This is a genomic window from Clostridium sp. Marseille-Q5894, assembly GCF_946902305.1.
In the GTDB taxonomy this organism is placed as follows: domain Bacteria; phylum Bacillota_I; class Bacilli_A; order Erysipelotrichales; family Coprobacillaceae; genus Thomasclavelia.
This window is the reverse complement of the sequence record NZ_CAMPPT010000002.1, coordinates 113932-134596: the sequence shown is the minus strand read 5'-3', so window position 1 is coordinate 134596 and position 20665 is coordinate 113932. Positions and strand designations below refer to the sequence as shown.

Annotated in this window: 21 protein-coding genes and 1 pseudogene; 2 read left to right on the top strand and 20 right to left on the bottom strand. The window is 26.4% G+C overall.

The window, feature by feature from the left end; genetic code table 11:
- The first annotated feature begins 79 nt into the window (after positions 1 to 79).
- The gene (locus OC535_RS03355) at positions 80 to 1345 is read left to right on the top strand and encodes an IS110 family RNA-guided transposase (protein WP_498823152.1); all 1266 of its coding nucleotides are present in this window, start codon (positions 80 to 82) and stop codon (positions 1343 to 1345) included.
- Between the two features lie 371 nt (positions 1346 to 1716).
- On the opposite strand, the gene OC535_RS03350 is transcribed toward OC535_RS03355, so the two are convergent.
- Positions 1717 to 2310 (bottom strand): amidohydrolase family protein, encoded by a 594-nt coding sequence (locus tag OC535_RS03350; protein WP_498823151.1) that lies wholly within the window; start codon positions 2308 to 2310, stop codon positions 1717 to 1719.
- Between the two features lie 282 nt (positions 2311 to 2592).
- On the opposite strand from OC535_RS03350, the gene OC535_RS03345 reads away from it, so the two are divergent.
- Complete coding sequence (locus OC535_RS03345; protein ID WP_498823150.1) at positions 2593 to 3021, top strand: GNAT family N-acetyltransferase; 429 nt, start codon at positions 2593 to 2595, stop codon at positions 3019 to 3021.
- Here the strand turns inward: OC535_RS03345 and OC535_RS03340 are convergent.
- From OC535_RS03340 to OC535_RS03250, 19 genes and pseudogenes are all read right to left on the bottom strand, one after another.
- Positions 3018 to 3896, bottom strand: coding sequence for a cation diffusion facilitator family transporter (locus OC535_RS03340; protein WP_498823149.1), 879 nt, complete (start codon positions 3894 to 3896; stop codon positions 3018 to 3020). The two genes, OC535_RS03345 and OC535_RS03340, sit on opposite strands and share 4 nt — an antisense overlap.
- Positions 3897 to 3939: 43 nt before the next feature.
- Entirely contained in the window at positions 3940 to 4572 is a 633-nt protein-coding gene (locus tag OC535_RS03335; RefSeq protein ID WP_498823148.1) for a GyrI-like domain-containing protein, read from the bottom strand.
- Entirely contained in the window at positions 4569 to 5315 is a 747-nt protein-coding gene (locus tag OC535_RS03330) for an N-acetyltransferase (protein WP_498823147.1), read from the bottom strand. The genes OC535_RS03335 and OC535_RS03330 overlap by 4 nt, the downstream gene beginning before the upstream one ends.
- Before the next feature lie 74 nt (positions 5316 to 5389).
- Entirely contained in the window at positions 5390 to 6292 is a 903-nt protein-coding gene (locus OC535_RS03325) for a helix-turn-helix transcriptional regulator (RefSeq protein ID WP_498823146.1), read from the bottom strand.
- Positions 6292 to 7068 (bottom strand): HAD-IIB family hydrolase, encoded by a 777-nt coding sequence (locus tag OC535_RS03320; protein ID WP_498823145.1) that lies wholly within the window; start codon positions 7066 to 7068, stop codon positions 6292 to 6294. Before OC535_RS03320 ends, OC535_RS03325 begins: the two co-directional genes overlap by 1 nt.
- A 75-nt stretch (positions 7069 to 7143) precedes the next feature.
- On the bottom strand, positions 7144 to 8487 hold the full coding sequence (locus OC535_RS03315) for an MATE family efflux transporter (protein ID WP_498823144.1): 1344 nt from the start codon (positions 8485 to 8487) through the stop codon (positions 7144 to 7146).
- Complete coding sequence (locus OC535_RS03310; protein ID WP_498823143.1) at positions 8469 to 8972, bottom strand: phosphoglycerate mutase family protein; 504 nt, start codon at positions 8970 to 8972, stop codon at positions 8469 to 8471. Before OC535_RS03310 ends, OC535_RS03315 begins: the two co-directional genes overlap by 19 nt.
- Positions 8973 to 9617: 645 nt before the next feature.
- The gene (locus OC535_RS03305; protein ID WP_498823142.1) at positions 9618 to 9788 is read right to left on the bottom strand and encodes a hypothetical protein; all 171 of its coding nucleotides are present in this window, start codon (positions 9786 to 9788) and stop codon (positions 9618 to 9620) included.
- Positions 9789 to 10012: 224 nt separating this feature from the next.
- Positions 10013 to 10351, bottom strand: a complete 339-nt coding sequence (vapD, locus tag OC535_RS03300) for a VapD family protein (protein ID WP_498823141.1) — start codon at positions 10349 to 10351, stop codon at positions 10013 to 10015.
- Complete coding sequence (locus OC535_RS03295; RefSeq protein WP_498823140.1) at positions 10317 to 10646, bottom strand: hypothetical protein; 330 nt, start codon at positions 10644 to 10646, stop codon at positions 10317 to 10319. Before OC535_RS03295 ends, vapD begins: the two co-directional genes overlap by 35 nt.
- A 160-nt stretch (positions 10647 to 10806) precedes the next feature.
- Positions 10807 to 11121 carry a hypothetical protein gene (locus OC535_RS03290; RefSeq protein ID WP_498823139.1) on the bottom strand — a complete coding sequence of 105 codons (315 nt, stop codon included), beginning with the start codon at positions 11119 to 11121 and terminating at the stop codon, positions 10807 to 10809.
- 131 nt (positions 11122 to 11252) lie between these two features.
- Entirely contained in the window at positions 11253 to 13781 is a 2529-nt protein-coding gene (locus tag OC535_RS03285) for a hypothetical protein (RefSeq protein ID WP_498823138.1), read from the bottom strand.
- Positions 13782 to 13803: 22 nt separating this feature from the next.
- Positions 13804 to 13989 (bottom strand): hypothetical protein, encoded by a 186-nt coding sequence (locus OC535_RS03280; RefSeq protein WP_498823137.1) that lies wholly within the window; start codon positions 13987 to 13989, stop codon positions 13804 to 13806.
- Positions 13982 to 16816 carry a hypothetical protein gene (locus OC535_RS03275; RefSeq protein WP_498823136.1) on the bottom strand — a complete coding sequence of 945 codons (2835 nt, stop codon included), beginning with the start codon at positions 16814 to 16816 and terminating at the stop codon, positions 13982 to 13984. The genes OC535_RS03280 and OC535_RS03275 overlap by 8 nt, the downstream gene beginning before the upstream one ends.
- Before the next feature lie 10 nt (positions 16817 to 16826).
- Positions 16827 to 17669 carry a hypothetical protein gene (locus OC535_RS03270; protein WP_498823135.1) on the bottom strand — a complete coding sequence of 281 codons (843 nt, stop codon included), beginning with the start codon at positions 17667 to 17669 and terminating at the stop codon, positions 16827 to 16829.
- A gap of 77 nt (positions 17670 to 17746) precedes the next feature.
- Complete coding sequence (locus OC535_RS03265; protein WP_498823134.1) at positions 17747 to 18040, bottom strand: hypothetical protein; 294 nt, start codon at positions 18038 to 18040, stop codon at positions 17747 to 17749.
- A 1-nt stretch (position 18041) separates the two neighbouring features.
- The gene (locus OC535_RS03260) at positions 18042 to 18491 is read right to left on the bottom strand and encodes a hypothetical protein (RefSeq protein ID WP_498823133.1); all 450 of its coding nucleotides are present in this window, start codon (positions 18489 to 18491) and stop codon (positions 18042 to 18044) included.
- Between the two features lie 40 nt (positions 18492 to 18531).
- Positions 18532 to 19404, bottom strand: a pseudogene (locus tag OC535_RS03255) (UDP-N-acetyl glucosamine 2-epimerase); the annotation flags it as partial.
- 136 nt (positions 19405 to 19540) lie between these two features.
- A complete protein-coding gene (locus OC535_RS03250) occupies positions 19541 to 20665 on the bottom strand; it encodes a Coenzyme F420 hydrogenase/dehydrogenase, beta subunit C-terminal domain (protein ID WP_498823132.1) in 1125 nt (374 codons plus the stop codon).

The window sequence follows — 20665 nt, the reverse complement described above, 5'->3', positions numbered from 1 at the left end:
TGATATATAATCAATTTGGTCATATCGCTGAATGACAGTCAATGCCACTTCTCCTTTCTTTGAAAGGAGGTTTTTATTTATGAAAGTTGTTCGTAAAATTTGTTGTGGCATGGATGTTCATAAGGACACTATCGTTGCGACTATCGCTTCTACTGATGAAAACAATGTGACAACTTATCTTCAAAAACAATTTTCTACTTTTAACTATGACTTGTTGAATCTTTTAAACTGGCTTAAGCAAAACAACTGTTATGATGTCTGTATGGAATCAACTGGCAAGTATTGGATTCCTATCTTCAACGTTCTTGAAACAGAACTTAATGTTTTCCTAACACATCCTAAATACGTTAAAGCTATAAAAGGCAAGAAAACTGATAAAAAGGATTCCAAATGGATTGCAGATATTTTTAAGCATGATCTTCTCAAGTTTTCTTTTATTCCACCTAAACCTATTAGAGAACTTAGAGAAATTTCACGCTATCGTATCAAACTTGTTGGCATGCGTTCTTCTGAAAAGAATCGTTATCAAAACTGCTTAACTGTCTCAAATATTGGTCTTGGTTCTGTTTTCTCAGATTCTTTAGGAAAAAGCAGTCGTGCTGTTCTAGAAGAAGTTATGCATTCTGACATCATCACTGAAGAAAATATCAAGAAGTTGCTTCTTAAATCCGCTTCAAAAAAATCCGAACAGGTTATGCAAGCTATTCAACATTCACGCATTGAAACTGACCAACGCTTTAAATTAGAACATGCCATGAAACACCTTGAAAATCTTGATAAATATATTCAAGATTGTGAAGTTGAAATGATTAAACGCTGTGCACCTTTCATTGACATCGTTAAACATATTACTCAACTTCCCGGCATCTCTCTTGTATCAGCAATGATTATTCTTTCGGAAATTGGCATTGATATGAACCAATGGGCATCAGACAAGGAAGTTGCTTCTTGGGTTGGGGTTACTCCTCAAAATAACGAAAGCGCCAATAAGAAGAAATCAGTTCGCATATCTAAAGCAGGTCAATATATCAAACCCATCCTTGTCCAATGCGCCTTAGCTGCCATAAAATGTAATAGTGAACCATACTTCAAAATCAAATATAACAGAATCAAGAAAAGACGTGGTCATAAGAAAGCCATAATAGCTATTGCCAGAATGTTACTTGTTTCCATCTATCATATGGTTAAGACAGGTGAAAACTTTAATCCTTCAGATTATGATTCCTTTAACAATCCAAAACATAATCAATCAAAGATTACAACAAAACAAGCCCTTGAACACTTACAATCTTTAGGTGTAGATATTTCTCAAATTCAAATACCAGAAATTCAACAAGATAGTTAATCATTCATTATTATATTTTTAAAAAATTCTCTTAACGACTTGTTTTTAAGTCGGCCCTTTTTTACCTTTTTCTTTCACACTTTTCTCCTTTTACTCATAAGTTCCTTTAATAATTATTTGTTTATTTTTAATACGACACTTTCCATTAATAAATACATCATTTATTATTAAATCTTTATCTATAAGCAATAAACCCACTTTTATTATTCCTTTATTTTTTAAACATAAAGAATCCGTTACATTACTTATAAAAAAGGTAAAGCCTGTTCAATAGAAAATCCATCTTTAACAAACAACAAAAATTGTTTATATAAAGATAAGACATCCATAACCCCAATCTTATCAAGTTTTTCCTGACTATCATAAGTCGATTAGCTGCCTTGTCCATCTGAAGAAATAGTTACTCTTTTAGTTGACAAATTTAAATCCATTATCTTTTTTATTGCTGGTAAACAATTATCATCTACATTTAAATCTATATAGCCACCTATTTTCAGTAACTTAATTGCATCAGTTAATAATTTATCATTTCTTGTAACATGAGTTGGATGAAATAAAGCAACCGATAAATCCGTTTTATCTAATATCTTAAAAATCTTTTTTAAACCACTTTTTTCATCTCCCATATGAAAGATTAATATTCCTGGTTTATTAGAAAGCAATGCACTAACACAAACTTCACTAGCAAACATAGTTAATTGTGTTGTGGAAATATGAGTGCTTCGATAATCGCTCAAGGCTAATTTACAGCCAATTATCTCATCAATAAACATAATATCTTTTTTAATATCGCCTGTTATTGTTGTTGAGGGATATTGATATGAACCACTTAAAATATAAACATTCATTCCTTCTTGTTTTAGGGCTTTTGCTTTAGAAAGTAAATTTTTCACTGATCGACTGATTCCATCAGTCCCAAAAAGACCTACAACTGTAGTTATACCACTAGTCGTTAATTTGGACAATATTATTTCTGGTGTTTTTTAAAGTGAATCCACTTTCACCATATGGACATGTCCGTCAATAAAACCAGGTATTAAATATTTATTAGTTCCATCAATGATCTTAAATTCCTTAAAATTAAATTCATCACTGATTAAAACATCTTTTATTCCTAGATAAGCTGGACTATATACTGTAACATTTTAATTAAATGCATAATTTCACCTCATCTATTTTAGTTTAGTACTTATTTATTGATTTGTATATAATTTTATTGCATTATATTGTTATAGGAGTTGATTGAAATGAAAATTAGAAAAGCTAATCGTAGTGACTGCAAAGAAATTTTTAAGATAATTAATGAATTGGAATATAATACATTAAATTATTCCAAATTTAAAAAAATTTTTGATCTACTTATTGATAGTAAAATACTAACTATGTTTGTGGCTGAAATTGATGGCCAAATTGTTGGAACTTTAAATCTTCGAATTGAACCACAGTTACATCATATGGCTAATGTTGCTGAAGTAATAGAATTGGCTGTCGATCCTAATTATCGCAATCAAAAAATAGGGTCAAAGCTTTTTACTCATGCTGTTGAATACGCTAAAAATAAGGACTGTTTCGTTATTGATGTTTCTAGTAATATTAAACGCAAAGATGCCCATCGTTTTTATCAACATCAGGGCATGGAAATAACTCATTATACATTAACAAAGAAAATCGGCTAACTGCCGATTTTTCCAGGATTTACATGTATATTACAATGTTTAACAATTGGATAGACATCTTCAATAACATCATGAGTTTTATGAGCAATCAAATGAGCATGCTGGAAAGTATCATCACCAGATACCCTAATTTCAATATCAACATATATTTTATTACCAAACATTCTCGTTTTAAAATCATCAATACCTAGTACACCATCTTGATTTTTTATTAAAGCAATTAATTCATTTTCAAATTCTTCACTACATGCATGATCGATCATCTTATTAATAGCATCATTGAAAATATCATAGGCAACTTTAAAAACGCAAAAACAAATCATAATTCCTGCAATACAATCTAATATATAATAACCACAATAAAAACCAATTACCCCAATTAAACTACCTATTGATGAAAAAGCATCACTACGATGATGCCAGGCATCTGCTAATAAAGCATTGGAATTAATTCTATCAGCATTTATTTTTGTATACCAGTACATCGCTTCTTTTGAAATAATTGATATTACTGCAATAAATATCGCCAAGCTTCCTAAATAAATTTTATGATTACTGATAAATAGATTTTTTATTGCTGAATAACCAATGATACCAGCTGTTAAAAAAAGCATGACTGATAAAATAATTGCAGCTACACATTCAAATCGTTCATGACCATAAGGATGTTCTTTATCACTTTCTTTACTTGATAGCTTAACTCCAATCATGACCACAACTGTACTTAAAACATCTGAAGCACTATGAATACCGTCAGATATAATCGCGTTTGATCTACAAATAAATCCAATTAATATTTTAAAAAACGATAAAACTAGATTACCAATTAAAGTTATTGTAGATACTTTAAAAACCGTTTTTTCATAATCTTCCATACTATCACCTATAATTAATGTATGAAAAAATTATATATTAGTTCTATTTTACAGGATATCTAATAACTGTTTTTAAATTTTCAACTTTTGTTTTTCTTGGATCACTTAAATATATTTCATGATGTCGTCTTTTTTCATTAATATCAATTTTTAGATTATTTTCCGTGATAAAATCTTGAATTTTTTTAATTGAAGCTGATTCATTATCATAACTTCCTACATGCATTATTTGAACACATTTTCCTTCATCGATTTCTTCATAGTTTACTTTATCAAGATTTAAATTAGGTTTTTTGGCTTTTAAAACTTCTTTAGCGTGTTCAAATATATCAATAGTAACAAACTCTGGTAAACGAATCATTGATTTCCAGTTAAATTTATTTTTATCACTTATCATCAAATCATCTGTTTTTTCATCTAACCACCATAAACCTTCAAGAGGCGGTATAACATATTCAAAGTAGCCATCAATTTTATCATCTGTCATTTTAGACATTTTAATCGTATAAGATATTCCATACAATAATTCTAACGCTTCCTTATACTCACTACTAATATTAGGATCCCCTTTACCATTTACCGTGACATATATTATTTTTGGTACTTCTATTAACATTGGTTTTTGTTTTGGTAAGTACAGATCTTTATATTCCTTTTTATAATCCATTTTTTTCATCGTATTTCACCTACAATCTTTTCGAATTTTTTTACTGAAAGTATCTCATTAGTGATAAATCTGCCATTATAAAATAGACTGTATGTAGTAAATATAGTTGGTGCTGTTTGTGCCATATCTCTATTATTGATATGGATAACTTCTATATCAATCTTATTTTCTTGACAATATTTCACTATTAAATCAACATATTTGGCTGTAAACGGACATTGATGACTATAATATAAAACAAAACCTTTTTTCTCTAAAGTTAATTGCTTAAGTTTAAATTCTGGCTTATTTATATTATCATTAAAAGCTAAAAACATTAATTCATATTTATCATCAATACAATCAATTACTTCAAAACCATGTTTTAATAAAAACCTTTTATCCATTAAAAAAGATAACTTTTTCTTTGCAGAAATTATTACTAACCCATCCTTCTGCTTTTTCTTACTATCCTTAATACAACTTTCTAATAAACCTTTTGCATACCCATGTCCCTGATATTTTCCTGATATCCATAAACAGTCTATATACACTAAATTATTACCTTTAATTGGAACCCAGGCATTTTCAATTGGTATATATTCAATAAAACATTTTCCTCTAATATTAATCTTTTTAAAAACCAATCCATCCTTAAATCGATCTTTTAACCAATTTTTTTTAGCTTTTACCCGAATATCGTTATTCGATGAAATCGCACAGCAAATATGCTCTTGATCAATATTATGTTCATCTAATGTTATTATTTCCATTTATCCATCTCCTTTCATTAACATTATAGCAAAACAAACCTGACATCATTTGTCAGGTTTGTTATACAATTATATTATCTATATTTCTTCATGATCAATTCTACTTCTTTTAATAACTTTTCTTTTATTTCGACTGGCTCGATTATTTCAATTTGACTACCAAACGAAAGAATAAAACTTAATAACCAAAAATTATTAGATACAGTTGTCTCCACAATATAATTACCTAAATCATCTAATGTAATCAAAGAATTACTAAATTCATCATAAACAACACTTCCTAGACTCTTATCAAATTTCAATTTAACTTTGATTACTGGTGAATCATCATGATAATTAATAATTTTATGTGGGATATTATTAATATCATTAATTTTTTTATTAGTTAAAATTAAATCATTAATTCTACTTAGTCTAAATACACGATAATCTTCTTTATCTAAACAATATCCTTGGATATACCAGGTATTACTTTTAAAAAACAACTTATTAGGTAATACATGTCGTTTAGACTTTTTACCATAAGAATCAATATACTTAAATTCAACAACTTGATTATTAAAAATAGCTTCTTTTAATAAATTAAATTTATCATTGAGTTTATTGTCCTGATGCCAAGTACTAAAATCAACTTCAATCCAATCACGATGCTGAGTATTAAATAAAGCTGTTAATTTGGTAATTAAGGCATTTTGATTATTTCCCTGTAAATTTTCAATTGTTTGAATTGCTGCTAAGATCTGTTCCTGCTCTTGAAAATCAAAAAAATTTTTTTCAATAATAAACTTTTCATCAAGTGCTATCCCACCATTACTCCCAGGAAATGTATTGATAGGAAAACCTGCCGCTAGCAAACGATCTAGATCACGATAAATAGTACGAATTGACACTTCAAAATGCTCCGCTAATTCTTTAGCTGTTGTCTGTTTATGTTCAATTAAATAATAAACTGTCTCAAATAAACGGCTGACTGACATTAATCGATCCACCCAAAGTGTTTACAGGCATTATAGATACCATCTTTATCACAATCATCAGTAACATAAGTTGCCTTTTGTTTTAATGTATCAATTGCATTGCCCATAGCAATACTTGTCCACTCATCTTTAAACATGCTTAAATCATTTTTTTCGTCACCAAAAACAACAACATCTTGATAATCACCATTAAAATGATCGACCATCATTTTAATTCCTACTGATTTATCACCAGGTTCAACAAAAAGATATTCTTTATGGAAACGACACCATGGTAATTGTTTTAAAGTTTCTAATTTTTCCTCTTCTGGAGCATAACAAGCTACATATACTTTATATATTTCTTTAAAATCTAAAGGATTTAGATTTTCTTGAACAACTGTATCCATATAGATATCATGAGTAAAATCATAAAAACGATTATCTGGAGCTAATCGCCTTTTAGTATTATCAGGGGAAATGGCCCAAATATAATTTTTTTCAATACATTCATCTATTAATGCTACGCATTTATCATAATCTAAGGGCTTAATTTTAATTAATTGATTATCAATCGTAATTCCATTACCACCATCACTAACCATATTTTCAAATCCTAACTGTCTCATATGTTCTACTGCCATTGCATAACTACGACCCGTTGCAATAGCAACAAAATGCCCTGCTTCTTTAAGTTTAGAAATAGCTAACTTAGTAGACTCTGGTATATATTGTTTACCAGGAACTCCTACTGCTAATGTTCCATCGATATCAAAAAAGAAAAATTTACGTTTCATCATCTTACCTCCGCTCTTATCTTATCATAATCTTTTTACCAATTAATTAATTTACAAAATAAGAAAAGGATAAACCTAATTAGATTTACCCTTAATATATGAATTATGATAAAACGAATATAACAATTGACTACACATCAAACACCAAATAACTGGTTCACAAATTATAACCCCAAAATATTCTAACTTTGGTATAAAGAACCAAACAAAAATTATTTTACCAATAAATTCTATAACACTAGAAATAAGAGGTATAATCTTCTTACCTAAACCTTGTAAAGAATTACGTAAAATCAATAGAATTCCTAAAACAGCATAAAATGGTGCATTTAATATTAAATATTTAGAACCATTATCTATAACAACTGCTTGAGATGAACCTGATAATAAAGAAACTAAAGGTCGAGCCGTAAAAAACAGTAAAATTGTTGCAATCACACCCCAAATAACGACCATCTTATACCCTGCTTTAACACCCTCAATGATTCGTTTACGATTATTTGCACCTCTATTTTGAGAAACAAAGGTAGCTAACGAAGAAGCAATAGTTGATGATGGCATCATACAAAAAGAATTGATTTTTCTAGCTGTAGTATGACCAGCAATCGTTAAATAACCAAAACCATTAATTGCTTTTTGTAAAATTACTGTTCCTGAAGAAACAATTGCCATCATAAATCCCATTGAAAAACCTTGTCCAGCTAACTCCTGATATAATTTTTTATCAAGTTTGAAATGTTCTTTTTTAGGAATCAAAATAGCTGTCTTTTTCAACATATAAATGATACAAAGAACAGCAGAAATTCCTTGAGCAATAACAGTTGCTATTGCTGCTCCTTGAATTCCTGTTTTAAACTGAGTAATAAAGGCAATGTCCAGAAAAATATTAATTAGTGAAGAAATAATCAAGAAAACTAATGGCATAAAACTATTACCAATTGCTCGAAGTAATCCAGCACATAAATTGTAAGCAAACATCACGCCTACAAAAATAGTAATTATTGATATATAGGAATATGATTCATCAATAATATTTTTAGGAGTATCTAATAATTCTAATAATGGATATAAGCCAAATTGACATATTAAAACAATTAACAAAGTCAAAGCAATCCCAATTACTATTGCTCCAGCAACTGAGCGTTTTAATAACGATTTATCACCAGCTCCATAACTACGAGCTACTACGATACTAAATCCATTTCCTACTCCCAAAGCAAATCCAACAAGTAATTCGTACACAGCATTGCAAGCTCCAATTGCAGCTAAAGAACTATCACCTAAATAATTACCAACGATCATTGTATCTACTGTATTATAAAATTGTTGAAAAATATTTGAAATAAAAATTGGAATCGCAAATATTAATATAGCTTTTAATATTTTATCTTTAGTTAAATCTACTTGAAAACTAAACATCTTATCTCCTGTTCATTAATTTTACTAAAATTAAAAATTGCATTTTCATATTCCAATTTCAAAATACAGCAATTATAAAATTTCTCAATCCTTTTTACTTTAGAACATTGTTTAGATTCCCCATAAGATACCGCTAAAACAGTTTCATGATTTTCTTTATCCATTATTTCTGTTAAAGTCTTGAACATACGTTCACGAAGTTTCAATTCACTTTCACCACTTAATTGTTTAAAAAAATCATCTTTTGCTTCAAAAACTCTAAAATTCAATTCTTTTAATTCTTTAATTCGAGTATAAAACTTCTTATGATCAATATCTAGCGTATCACAAGCTCCTTTAAAAGTGGAGGAGTAAGAATGATTAAAAATAATATTTTGTTCTTTAAAATATTTTCCAGTGATTTTTGCCTGTTCAATTCCTAATTTAGTTAACGGAGCATCACACCAGCCTTGAATTTTATGTTGTAAATTAAATAATGTTTTCATCACTACCAACCCTTTATTTTGATACATATCTTAATACAGAATTAATTCTATATCAATAATTAGAATACAAATTCCAATTATATTTTAACAATTTTTTTGTAGAAACTTCTTATTTTTAATATTTGAAAAACTTGTTTTAAATATATTGAATATTTCATTACAAAACCATATTTACGTAGTAAGCTAAATCATTATTATGAAAACTATATTAAACATAAAATTGAGCCATCAATAAATGATGACTCTTTTTGTTAGTATATTTTTTAATAATAATCCGAATTTCTAAGTTTGAATTATTAAAGTAGCTATCATTCTTCCTATCTACTTTAAATAACCTAATGATTTTGAATCAGATATCAGTTTTTTCATTAGTTTTAATTTACTCGTTTTGGTATTTAATACATCAACTTAGTATCATTTACTTCCATTTCCATTACACATTTTTTTAACCAGCCATATTATTGTAACATATTATCAAGAATATGCCCTAACTTTGTCATAGATATAAAATTTTTAAAAACATATTCTGAATACTGTTGATGAATAAAATCTTGTTCTTCCAAATATTTTTGAATATCTTTTCAACTATTCTTATAATTATATGAAGGATAATAGAGTTTAAAAAGATGATCACTTAAATCAAAATTAATAGCTTTTCTGCTTTTTACTTAGTCTTTCATTATGGTTTTTAACTTCATTATAAGATTCTAATGCATCTTCTCGATATTCGATCGTATCATCTTCATATCGACAATACCATTTATCAACTATTTTTAAAAACCAGTCTGTCTTTGGTAAGTCCCATTGAGCTGACATAATCGTGGTAAAAACATCATTATTATTTTCACCTTTATATACACCCTGTGCTATTTTTTAACACCATGACCAGTAAAATATTGATCCATCATTTCATAATATTTAACAACGTTATACCCATATTTTTTTGCTTTTTCTTCACTTAAAAATACTTCCATCATCATATAAATCACATCCTTTTATTGAAATTATAATATATAAAGTAATACCTATTATTATATGATTTAGTTAATATTCTCAAATTTATTTATTGATGTATTATTAATCCTTTGAATAAAACTATATTCATTACCTATAATTGTAACATCAAATTCTTTAATACACTTTTTAAGCCATTTTATCTGATATGACATTTCATCAATTATAATTCCTACTTCAGCCATTGTTATAGCTTCTTTAGAAACATATCCAGAATATTGACGATGAATAAAATTATTATTTTCTAAGTATCTTTTAATATCTCTCCAACCTTTCTTGTAATTTTTAGAAGGATAATATCTTTTTAGAAGATTATCGTTTAAATCAAAGTTAATAGCTTTTTTGGTCTTTGAAAAAGTTTGCATTTCTAGCTTTTACGCGATAATAAATTTCTAATACATCTTCCCGATATTCTATCGTATCACCTTCATACCGACAATACCACTTATCAACTATTTTTAAAAACCATGATGTTTTAGGTAAATCCCATTGAGCAGTCATAAAAGTATCAAAATGATTATCTGTTCCTTTATAGATACCTTGTGATAACTTTTTTACCCCATTACTAATAAAATAATTATCTAATATATTATAATATTTTTGGATATCATATCCATGCTTTTTTGATTTTTCTTCACTTAAAAATACTTCCATCATCATATAAATCACATCCTTTTATTGAAATTATGATACATATAGTAATTCCACTGAATAATATTCTTCTATTATTATATACTCCAACAAAAATGTTTTTTCTTTTTATTTCATAAATAATTTTTTAATTAAAAGAATATCATTTAAATCAAAGTTTACTGCTTTTCTACCATGGATAGTTGGCATATCTTTCTTCTACTCGATAATATGATTCTAATGCATCTTCTCGATATTCTATCGTATCGCCTTCATAACGAAAATACCATTTATCTACTATCTTTAAAAACCATGGCATTTCTGGTAAATGCCATTGAACTGCCATAAATATATCAAAGTCACTTTTGACTCCTCGATATACTCCTTTAGATATTTTTTTGATCCCACGTTTTTCAAAAACACGATCTACTTTTTCGTAACATTCATCAATATCAATATTATTTTCTTTAGCCTTTTGCTCACTTAATACCATTTCCATCATCATCTTTATCACTTCCTATCAAGTATATAATACCCAAATTGGTCTATTATTACAATACAATATTTTATCCTTCATTATTATATACTTCTTCATGATATGTATCGGTAATTTATTGTATATTAGTAACATATATTCTACAATTGCTTTTGAATATCCTTTAATTCATTAAGGACTTGTTCTTTTGTATAACCTTTATTATAAATAAACGAGGAATTTATCCCATTTTCACGAATTAAATCAATCCACTTTAATACCTGCTCTTTACTATAACCACTATCTAACAATAATTGTTCGATATAGCCAAATTGATTACTTAATGTAGTAGAAAATATTCCTGGATTATCAGTATTAATAGTAGAAATAATATGATTTGAAACACCGCTGTCTTTATAAGTATCATTTATATTTACTATAGGATGATTAAATATCGAATTAAAATTTCCAATAAGATAATTTGAAATTGGGTTTGTTTCAACTACTATTCCTCTGTTTGCAATCTTCTTTAACAAATATTTTTGGGCCTCACGATATATCATTCTTTTAATATCATCATCAATTTCAACTTGAATAATGCTATTCATTTTTTTTAAATAACATATACAATGTCGTGAATAGAAAAGCATTCTTGAACTCCAGTCATTTTCTTCTTTTGCAAAATAGCATGGATAGTTCTTTTGTCCAAAATTACACTCCTCATAAAATTTTTGATCAAAATCATATTCTTCAAACTGTAATTTATAAGCATCATATAACTTATGAATATTAATTTCACCAGGTATATGATGACTATTATCTTCATAAATATAATGAACTATCTTCCATATTTTTTCTTCAATATATGTTGGTGATATTTCATTAAAAAGATTTTTTTCAGATTTAATATGATATAACCATAACCAATTATCGAGTAATTCAATAACTGGTAAAGAAATTATTTTTTTAACTTTAGAATATTGATCCGTATCTATTCCCAGAATAGACGCATGCCCTAATCTTTCTCCGTTTTGAAAACCATAAAACTCTACTACTTCATCAACATGTCTTAATCCACTAACAATACTATTAAAAACTTCTCCTACATGATAAGTAATATTTAAAGGCATTGAACGATTATATTCTAAATCATAATAATTCATTTTTTCTTTTAAAGTATCGATATAACGATCTTTTACACTTCTAAAAACAGGTGCTAAAACCCATGGTTCCATATTTAATTCATTACTGGCAGCATCAATTGCTAAAAGATATTTATCCGCATTCTTATATTTGCTGCGCAGATTATAGAATACAGCTAAATTTAAAAAACATTCTTCTCGGTATAACTTATATCGTAATAATTTTTCATCTTTTGTTAAAACATAGTCATACCAGCATTTTTTATTTGCTGCCTTTACGTCATCTAAGTCACTATTAGAATAATCTACTTTTTTATTGAAATGCATTATTAATCCTGCATGCACCATTGTAGACGAATTTTCTAAGAAATTTATATAAGTGTCTATAAATTTCTTAAATGTTTTTTCCATACTATTAATAACTTTATTAATAGGTACCAATTCATTTTTTTGGTTAGCCTGAACATGACCGATACGAATTTCTAAATATTTAACTTTATCATACGCATAAGTTTGAAAAATTGGTGTAAACATTACTGAATTACTATCAATCATTGAATGCTGACTTTTAAAATACATTTGAAACTCAAAAAATCCTTTAATATCCGATGATTGATTTATTAGCGAATGTAATATATTTTTATACCTGATATACTGCAAAAAAAACTTTGCAAACATTTCATCTTCAAGATTATCTTTATATCTTTCATAACATAAATATAAAAATAAAAACTCTAAACGATTGTAATCCCTATTGCTATTAGTCTCTTGTTTCTCTTCTAGAGCCCTTAAATCATCTAAAGATAATGCATTATTTAAACATAATCTAAAATAATCAGTATTATTACTTATTATTTTATTAAGAACTCCATAATGTAAAACAAAATTGTTTTCTCCATAAAATTTACTTTCAAGAAAACATCTAATTACCTTTACTAAATAATTACATTCCTCATTATTTAACTTTTTTATCTTATAAACAGCATTTAAATATCTATCAAAAAAGGTATCTATTCTACCTTTTGTACTGGCAATAAATTCTATCATCAATATTCTAATAATTGACGTATATAAAATCATTTTTCCTAAATTAGCATTTATCTGCAAATAGTTTTTATGAAATTTTATCCCCTTATTTTCATCAATTCCATTAAGTAGATCTTTAACAACAAGACAATTTTCATCATATAATTTATCCATAATCCAAGACCATTGCACTTCATATGGTGTACTACCAAAAAGATGTGTATGAGTTTCGGCGATACCTTTATTTAATACTGTTTCTAATTGAAAATTAACAACGGAAATAGGCTTTATTAAATCGTTTCTTAAAATATATTCTAATCTATAATTATTCTCGTAATTATATATTACAGTTAACAAATTATCTGATATAAGTCTATTAATTTCAATAAAAGGAATAATTTTATTATGAAAAGGTGATAAAATATCATTTAATTCCTTATTTTTATGAAAGATATCAACCATAATATGATTATGATGATATGTTAATAATGAATCTGATAAATCAACTAATATACTAATCAAATCATAAACACTATATTTCTCGTTATAATAATAATATTGGATAATATTTTTTTATTTCATCAATATCATTAAACTGTCCATGATATTTTATTGATAACAAAATAGTTTCTTCTAATTCTTTGTAACTAAAATCTGTTTTATTAAAAAAATTAAAATCCAGAAACGGCAATAATAAAATCAACATCCGTAAATAAGTCTCATTATTCATCTATAACCATTCCCTCTTTTAAATTTGAAAAAAACATAGTATCAATCATATCATAAGAAACTACATATTCTATGATAAAGACTAATAAATAATATATTTCAATATCTCTTTCAATTATATTTTTTAGATCTTTTGATTTATAATTGATACCCATTTTATTTCCAGTTGTTACTGCATTTAAATATGACTTTAGTTTTATTTCAAATCTTCGTTTAAATTTCATTAATAATTGATAATAACTATCAACCTCATTATCAATGTCACTGCGTTTACCCATAAACCCATCTAAAAAAAGAGCTTTTAATTTTTCGTATTCAATTTTTTTTTTGATTAACGCTACCTTTTTAGAACTATTTAATAAAATACAATTATATTCTATTTTTTCCTCTAATAGAGTAATCAAATCAGAAAAAATATTTCCATTATCTTTTAATCTATATATAGTTTTTTTAATATTGATTATATGATCAATTGCAAATCTACCAATATCTTTCAAATAATCGTCTAAATATTTTTTCTCAATATTTGACATAATTGATTCAATAGAAGGATACATATTTTCAACATAAATAACTTTATCATTGAACCAGTTAATATCGCGATAAATATCAAAAACCTTGTTTAAATATTGAATAATTATTTTTTCAAAATCATTTCTTTTTATTTCAATTGTTTGATTATTTTTTATACATAAAATCGATTCTTGATAAGTACTTTTTTCATATAAGTCATATAATTCATTAACTTTTACATAATTTGTTAAGTCATCTGTTCCTATATCAATTGATTCATTAACCCTGATATCTTTTAATAAACTTTGTTTCTTTTCACCAGCAGTAACTAATAATATAACAGCATAATATAATTGAACAAAATATTTTTTTGTAGTTATTCTAGATACACTATCCATATTATTAAAATCAGGATATACTATCTTATTAAGGGTCTCAATTCCCATTCTTGAAATGATTCGATAATATATACACAATGTTCTTCGCAAATCTAATGTCGTAGGAAGTAATTGAATATTTTTATTTTGAGCATTGATAAGTACTTTGCATAAAATATTTTTTAGCTTATAAACAATTCGATTATAGCGATGCTGATAATTTTTACGATGAATATGATAAAAAACCTCATTAATAAATATTGCCAGCATAATCAAAGAATTGATTTCTCCTTGTTTGTCATTTAATACAGTTTTCTTTTCTCCACCAAGAATTTTATTAACTAATATTTCTAATTCTTCACAATCAATTCTTAGGTTACGAACATTATTTTCACTATCATTGGAATTATCGATTTTATCATACTTAATTGATAAAAATTTATTTATATCACTTCGATATTTTAAATATGTGAATTTTGATTCAATAATAATATTAATAAATTCGCTAAATCTATCAGTATTCCAATATTCACTAATTGTTTGTTTTTCACCACTCTTTTTATTTTGATTTTGGCAAACACTAATTGCTTCGCTATAAAGATAATTATATACATTCACAAAACTTCTAACATTCTTACCAAAAACTGATAAATATGCATAAACATAGTTAGTTTTTATTTCACTATCACAAATATAATAATCACTAATACTAGCATTATTATCAGAAAAAGAAAACTCATCATCATCAACTTTAGGGATAATAAACGATTTTAAATATCCACCCATTTGTTTTTTTTCATCATCTATAAATCCTAATCCAAAAACAAAGCTGATTAATTGTAAAATATTGAATTGTTCTAATTCTTTAGGATTAGTAGATGTTTTACAACTATAACTCATATTGAATAAAATTTCATTTGTATAATTTACAATTCTATATCGATATGAAGACGGCAATGCTTTTTTTAAAAAGAATTCACTTCTTCCCTGTGCTAATTCTAATTCTTTTTTATAATCTTTTTGTAAGCGTATATCAGTATCCAATAAATAGCTAGTTACACTTCTTTCAAAAATTTCATAATCACCACTTACACAAACTACAATATTAGGATGACACAAAAATGTTAATATATTGATCAATATTTCTGGACAATATTTTGAAGATGTATCAACATCATCAAAGAAAAAATAAATTAATGGTTCTGCTTCAATTTCTTCATAGCCTAATCTACCATTTTCTTCTCTTTTAAAGTTAATGATTTCAGTAATTAGATTACGAAAATTTTGGCTGAACTGATAATCATTAGTGAGCATTGTTTTAAATTTATCACTGTATTCATTTAATGAATTACTTTTAGAATAAATTAAATCGCTATATTCCTTTTTTGATGATGTATACAATTTATGTATATTATTTAACTTAGTATTAAGATCAGAAGTCATTTGATGCATTCCTTGCAAATGAATACATTCTTGATAATATTTATCTTCACTTATATTACTGTTTGAATAGGTATCCAAATATTCACTAATACATGCCATAACCCATCCTAAAAAATCCGAACTTTCTCCAATTTCATCAGGATCTATTATTCTAGTAACAATATCACATCTATTAAAGTTATCTTTTTTATCATCATTATCGTTTCTAAAATATGTGCCTTTTTTTATTTCTTCAATAAAAGTCATCATAGCTGAAGTTTTACCATCACCTCTTTGCCCAATAATAGATATAGTATTATTAAATCTTTCAGGCGCTAAATTATTTAGTTCACTAGAACGTTTATCTGATTTTAATTTTTTATTATGATTATAAGCAACACTTCTAAATTGTCTAATATCATTTCCAATATTATCAATTCCAGGAATAAGTTGTGAAATTGATTTTGCATCAATAAATCTAGCTCCATGGTGAACATTTTTATTTTGAATTTTCATTTTCCCTCTCCTAACCATTTTTATTTTTCATTAAATCAATAAAATATGTTGCAGTTAAAATATTAGTTTTGTTTTCAAATGATTTATAGCGAAAATACAAGACTATAAATGATATGAAAGTTATGGTTATTAAAATTATATATAAGTAATCATACTTAGTACTATTATTTAAAATAAAATGATATGATAAAATTATTGTTAAAAAAAGACACGTTCCTGATAAATTCTTAGAAAATGATTTTGATGAATTATAATTATGTAATCGATTATATTTGGGATTTGTCTGGATCAACATATAACAGCTTGTTGACATCTGCTTTATTGCTTTTTCTATTTTTTCTTCACTTTGATTTTCCAATTCAAAAAATTCATCAAAATCATCATAAAATTCAACTATATATTTATAACAATTTTTTATTAAAAATCGTTTTTCACTTAATTTATTATCTTCTCTTTTCTTAGAGCTATGATAATTAATCAAAGGAATAGTATATATAAATAAAACATATAATAATGCACATTTAACAAATCTATCTACTTCAATAAAGTTACAGAATAAACATATTAGACCAATTAAACTAACAACACAATTAAAAATAGCGACAATATATATACAATTGTTTTTCTCAAAAAATAATTTGAAAATATATTTTGTTAGTTGTGATAATATCCATCCAGTACAATAACTTACAACATAAAATAAACCAAATATAAACCATGCATTATTTATATATTCATAAAGATAACTAAATTCATTTGGGATGATAGATATTATACCTAAAACAACAATTAACCCTGGTAATGTCGTCGAAATAATATCATATAAAGTTATTTTACTAATGAAGCTATCCATATAAATATCCCTCCTATTAAAACGCTTACATTTATCTAATAAAAAACAACCTAGTTAATTTACTAGTTTAATAAATCTCAAAGAAACATTTTTAATATTTCAATAACAGCTGCAGATGATAAATCGCTTAATACATTAATACTATAATTACTTATATGTTTTTTTAATAGATTTTTAAAAGATGAAACTGATTTATTTTGAACAGCTTCTTTCAATTTTATATTTTTTTCAATACCAGTTATCTTAGGATATTCTTGATTAAGAATATCCCAATTAATATTTTCAGTAATATTTATTTCTTGTTGAAAAATATTGTTATTACCACATTGAATATTACTATTTTCCAGCTTACCCTTAAAGTTAAATTCCATATTATTTCACCACTGTATTATTATCACCATATTGAATATTACTATTTTTCATATCAATAAAAACACTTGGATTCTTATCGTTAAAACAATTCTCCATAACACCTACAATTTTAACTAAGAAGTTTTTATCATCAGCATTAAAATATATATTTGCGCCAGAATTTAATTCTATCTTCAAATAAAATCCTAAAGAATTATTATTAGAAATAATTTTAAAAATCATAAATAATGCAGCTCCAACAATTATTAAACCTAATGGCGGCATAAATGCAAGACAAACCAAACCTATTAAAACTCCCATATATAGTTCATTTGGTATTTTCTGTTTTTCCATTGGAGAAACAGAAACACTAGATATATTAGATAACTGAATAACATGATCATTAAATTTTAAAATATTATCTCTTATTTCTAAATTACTATCTTTATATACATTATTTTCTTTATCCATTTTTACTCTCACTTTCATTTTAATATCTTTTATTTAACCATTAATATTTTCTCCATACCATCTTGTTTACTACCCCAGTATACGACTGAATTAGTTTTACTACCTTTGTACTTACATTTCCTTCTATATAATCTGGTACTGGTATTCCATAATCTCCTTCCAAATTCATTGTTACTGCTGTTTCTACTGCCTGTAATAATGATCTTTCATCTATTCCTGCTAAGACAAAACATGCTTTATCTAATGCTTCTGGTCTTTCCGTACTTGTTCTAATACATACTGCTGGAAAGGGATTATCTATACTTGTAAAGTATGAACTTTCTTCTGGTAACGTTCCACTGTCACTTACTACCGCAAAGGCATTCATCTGTAAATGATTATAATCATGGAATCCTAATGGTTCATGCTGGATTACTCTTGCATCTAATTTAAATCCACTTTCCTGTAATCTTTTCTTACTTCGCGGATGACATGAATATAGTATTGGCATGTCATATTTTTCAGCCATTTTATTGATTGCATTGAACAGTGATAGGAAATTCTTTTCAGTATCAATATTTTCTTCCCGATGCGCACTTAATAAGATATACCCCTTAGCTTTTAGATTTAATTTATCTAAAATGTTTGAAGCTTTTATTTCCTCTAAATTATTGGCTAATACTTCTGCCATTGGTGATCCCGTTACATATACTCTCTCTTTTGGTAAACCGCATTCATGTAAATATTTTCTTGCGTGTTCACTATATGCTAGATTGACATCTGAAATGATATCAACAATTCGTCTGTTTGTTTCTTCTGGCAAGCATTCATCCTTACATCTGTTTCCAGCTTCCATATGGAAGATTGGTATATGCAACCGTTTAGCACTAATAGCGCTTAAACAGCTGTTGGTATCTCCTGAGATCAATAATGCATAATTATGTATAAAATTAAAAATCTAAATTTTATTTTTTGTTAATAAACTTCCAAAAAATTTTTTAACATATTTTTTGTGATTATATGTTATCATACACTAAACATAGTTTCCTCTATCATTAATTAAATCCTCTCTATCTCCTTAATAAATTATAAATTAATATCTTAACTCTTAATATAAATGATAACTTAGTATATTTTTTAGAGAATTTATTAAAATCACTATTAAATACTCCTTCAAAGTATTCTTGCCTTTTATCTGGTATTATAACTGACTTAAATGACGATGGATTATATTTTGATGCTTCATTGATATCTACTTCTTGATATTTAATGTCTGAAATAATTTCATTAAATATTTCTTGTCCTTTTTTACTGTTAACAAAAACAAGGGATGTTCCCTTGTCATCATACATATCTGGACATATTTCTTTAATTCCCCAAAAATCAGCTAGTGTAATATCACTATTACGATGTAATGATTTACTTTGACAATCATAACATGATGGTCTTAAACAAAGGTCTTTTATAAACACTTTCATAAATTCATTATTACTAGACAACTGTGTAAATTTATTTTTTTGTTCAATAGTAAAACTATAACTATCCCACCCTGTACTTTTATCTCTAAACAATATTTTTGCATTTTTTTCTAAGTTAAATTGTTTCAAATAATGTTTCCAAACCTTAGGTGATGGTACTCCATGACATACAATATCCTGACAAATCAGATTATTATATTTTTTATTTAAAAAACATAATAATCCATCTATTTGACATGGTGTACCACTAAAATAAACTAATTTGCCTTGTTCAAGATATACTTTGATTTTTGAATATGTACTTCCTAATTTGCTTTGAACATATTTAGAGCCTTGTAATTTACTTAAATCCTGCTTATCAGTTACTTTTATATGTTCTACTTCAAAGTTTTGATTAAATGCAGCTCCATAGACAATTCCGCCATTATCAATAATATAAGATGCCAATAATGTAAATATTCCACCTGATGAACTTTCTTTTCTTATTTCTTCATCTAAATTATAACAGGCATATGCTTTAGGATTATTTTCAATACTCATATCATTTAAGATGGGACATCTTTTTTTACATATTCCACATTCAATACATTTTTCTTTATCGACTTGTGGATACCAAAAACCTTCTTCATCTACTTTCATTTTAATACAGTTTTTAGGACAGATATTCATACATGAATGACATCCTGAGCATTTTGATTTATCTTTTATTTCTATCAT

Bases quoted from the DNA above. Each gene is read 5' to 3' on its own strand.
- OC535_RS03315 (WP_498823144.1), bottom strand. From the start codon at position 8,487: ATGTTTAGTTTTCAAGTAGATTTAACTAAAGATAAAATATTAAAAGCT.
- OC535_RS03330 (WP_498823147.1), bottom strand. From the start codon at position 5,315: ATGGAAATAATAACATTAGATGAACATAATATTGATCAAGAGCATATT.
- OC535_RS03355 (WP_498823152.1), top strand. From the start codon at position 80: ATGAAAGTTGTTCGTAAAATTTGTTGTGGCATGGATGTTCATAAGGAC.
- OC535_RS03280 (WP_498823137.1), bottom strand. From the start codon at position 13,989: ATGAATAATGAGACTTATTTACGGATGTTGATTTTATTATTGCCGTTT.
- OC535_RS03260 (WP_498823133.1), bottom strand. From the start codon at position 18,491: ATGGATAAAGAAAATAATGTATATAAAGATAGTAATTTAGAAATAAGA.
- OC535_RS03320 (WP_498823145.1), bottom strand. From the start codon at position 7,068: ATGAAACGTAAATTTTTCTTTTTTGATATCGATGGAACATTAGCAGTA.
- OC535_RS03270 (WP_498823135.1), bottom strand. From the start codon at position 17,669: ATGGATAGCTTCATTAGTAAAATAACTTTATATGATATTATTTCGACG.
- OC535_RS03335 (WP_498823148.1), bottom strand. From the start codon at position 4,572: ATGAAAAAAATGGATTATAAAAAGGAATATAAAGATCTGTACTTACCA.
- OC535_RS03345 (WP_498823150.1), top strand. From the start codon at position 2,593: ATGAAAATTAGAAAAGCTAATCGTAGTGACTGCAAAGAAATTTTTAAG.
- OC535_RS03325 (WP_498823146.1), bottom strand. From the start codon at position 6,292: ATGTCAGTCAGCCGTTTATTTGAGACAGTTTATTATTTAATTGAACAT.
- OC535_RS03295 (WP_498823140.1), bottom strand. From the start codon at position 10,646: ATGATGATGGAAGTATTTTTAAGTGAAGAAAAATCAAAAAAGCATGGA.
- OC535_RS03310 (WP_498823143.1), bottom strand. From the start codon at position 8,972: ATGAAAACATTATTTAATTTACAACATAAAATTCAAGGCTGGTGTGAT.
- OC535_RS03290 (WP_498823139.1), bottom strand. From the start codon at position 11,121: ATGATGATGGAAATGGTATTAAGTGAGCAAAAGGCTAAAGAAAATAAT.
- OC535_RS03265 (WP_498823134.1), bottom strand. From the start codon at position 18,040: ATGGAATTTAACTTTAAGGGTAAGCTGGAAAATAGTAATATTCAATGT.
- vapD (WP_498823141.1), bottom strand. From the start codon at position 10,351: ATGCAAACTTTTTCAAAGACCAAAAAAGCTATTAACTTTGATTTAAAC.
- OC535_RS03305 (WP_498823142.1), bottom strand. From the start codon at position 9,788: ATGTCAGCTCAATGGGACTTACCAAAGACAGACTGGTTTTTAAAAATA.
- OC535_RS03275 (WP_498823136.1), bottom strand. From the start codon at position 16,816: ATGAAAATTCAAAATAAAAATGTTCACCATGGAGCTAGATTTATTGAT.
- OC535_RS03250 (WP_498823132.1), bottom strand. From the start codon at position 20,665: ATGATAGAAATAAAAGATAAATCAAAATGCTCAGGATGTCATTCATGT.
- OC535_RS03340 (WP_498823149.1), bottom strand. From the start codon at position 3,896: ATGGAAGATTATGAAAAAACGGTTTTTAAAGTATCTACAATAACTTTA.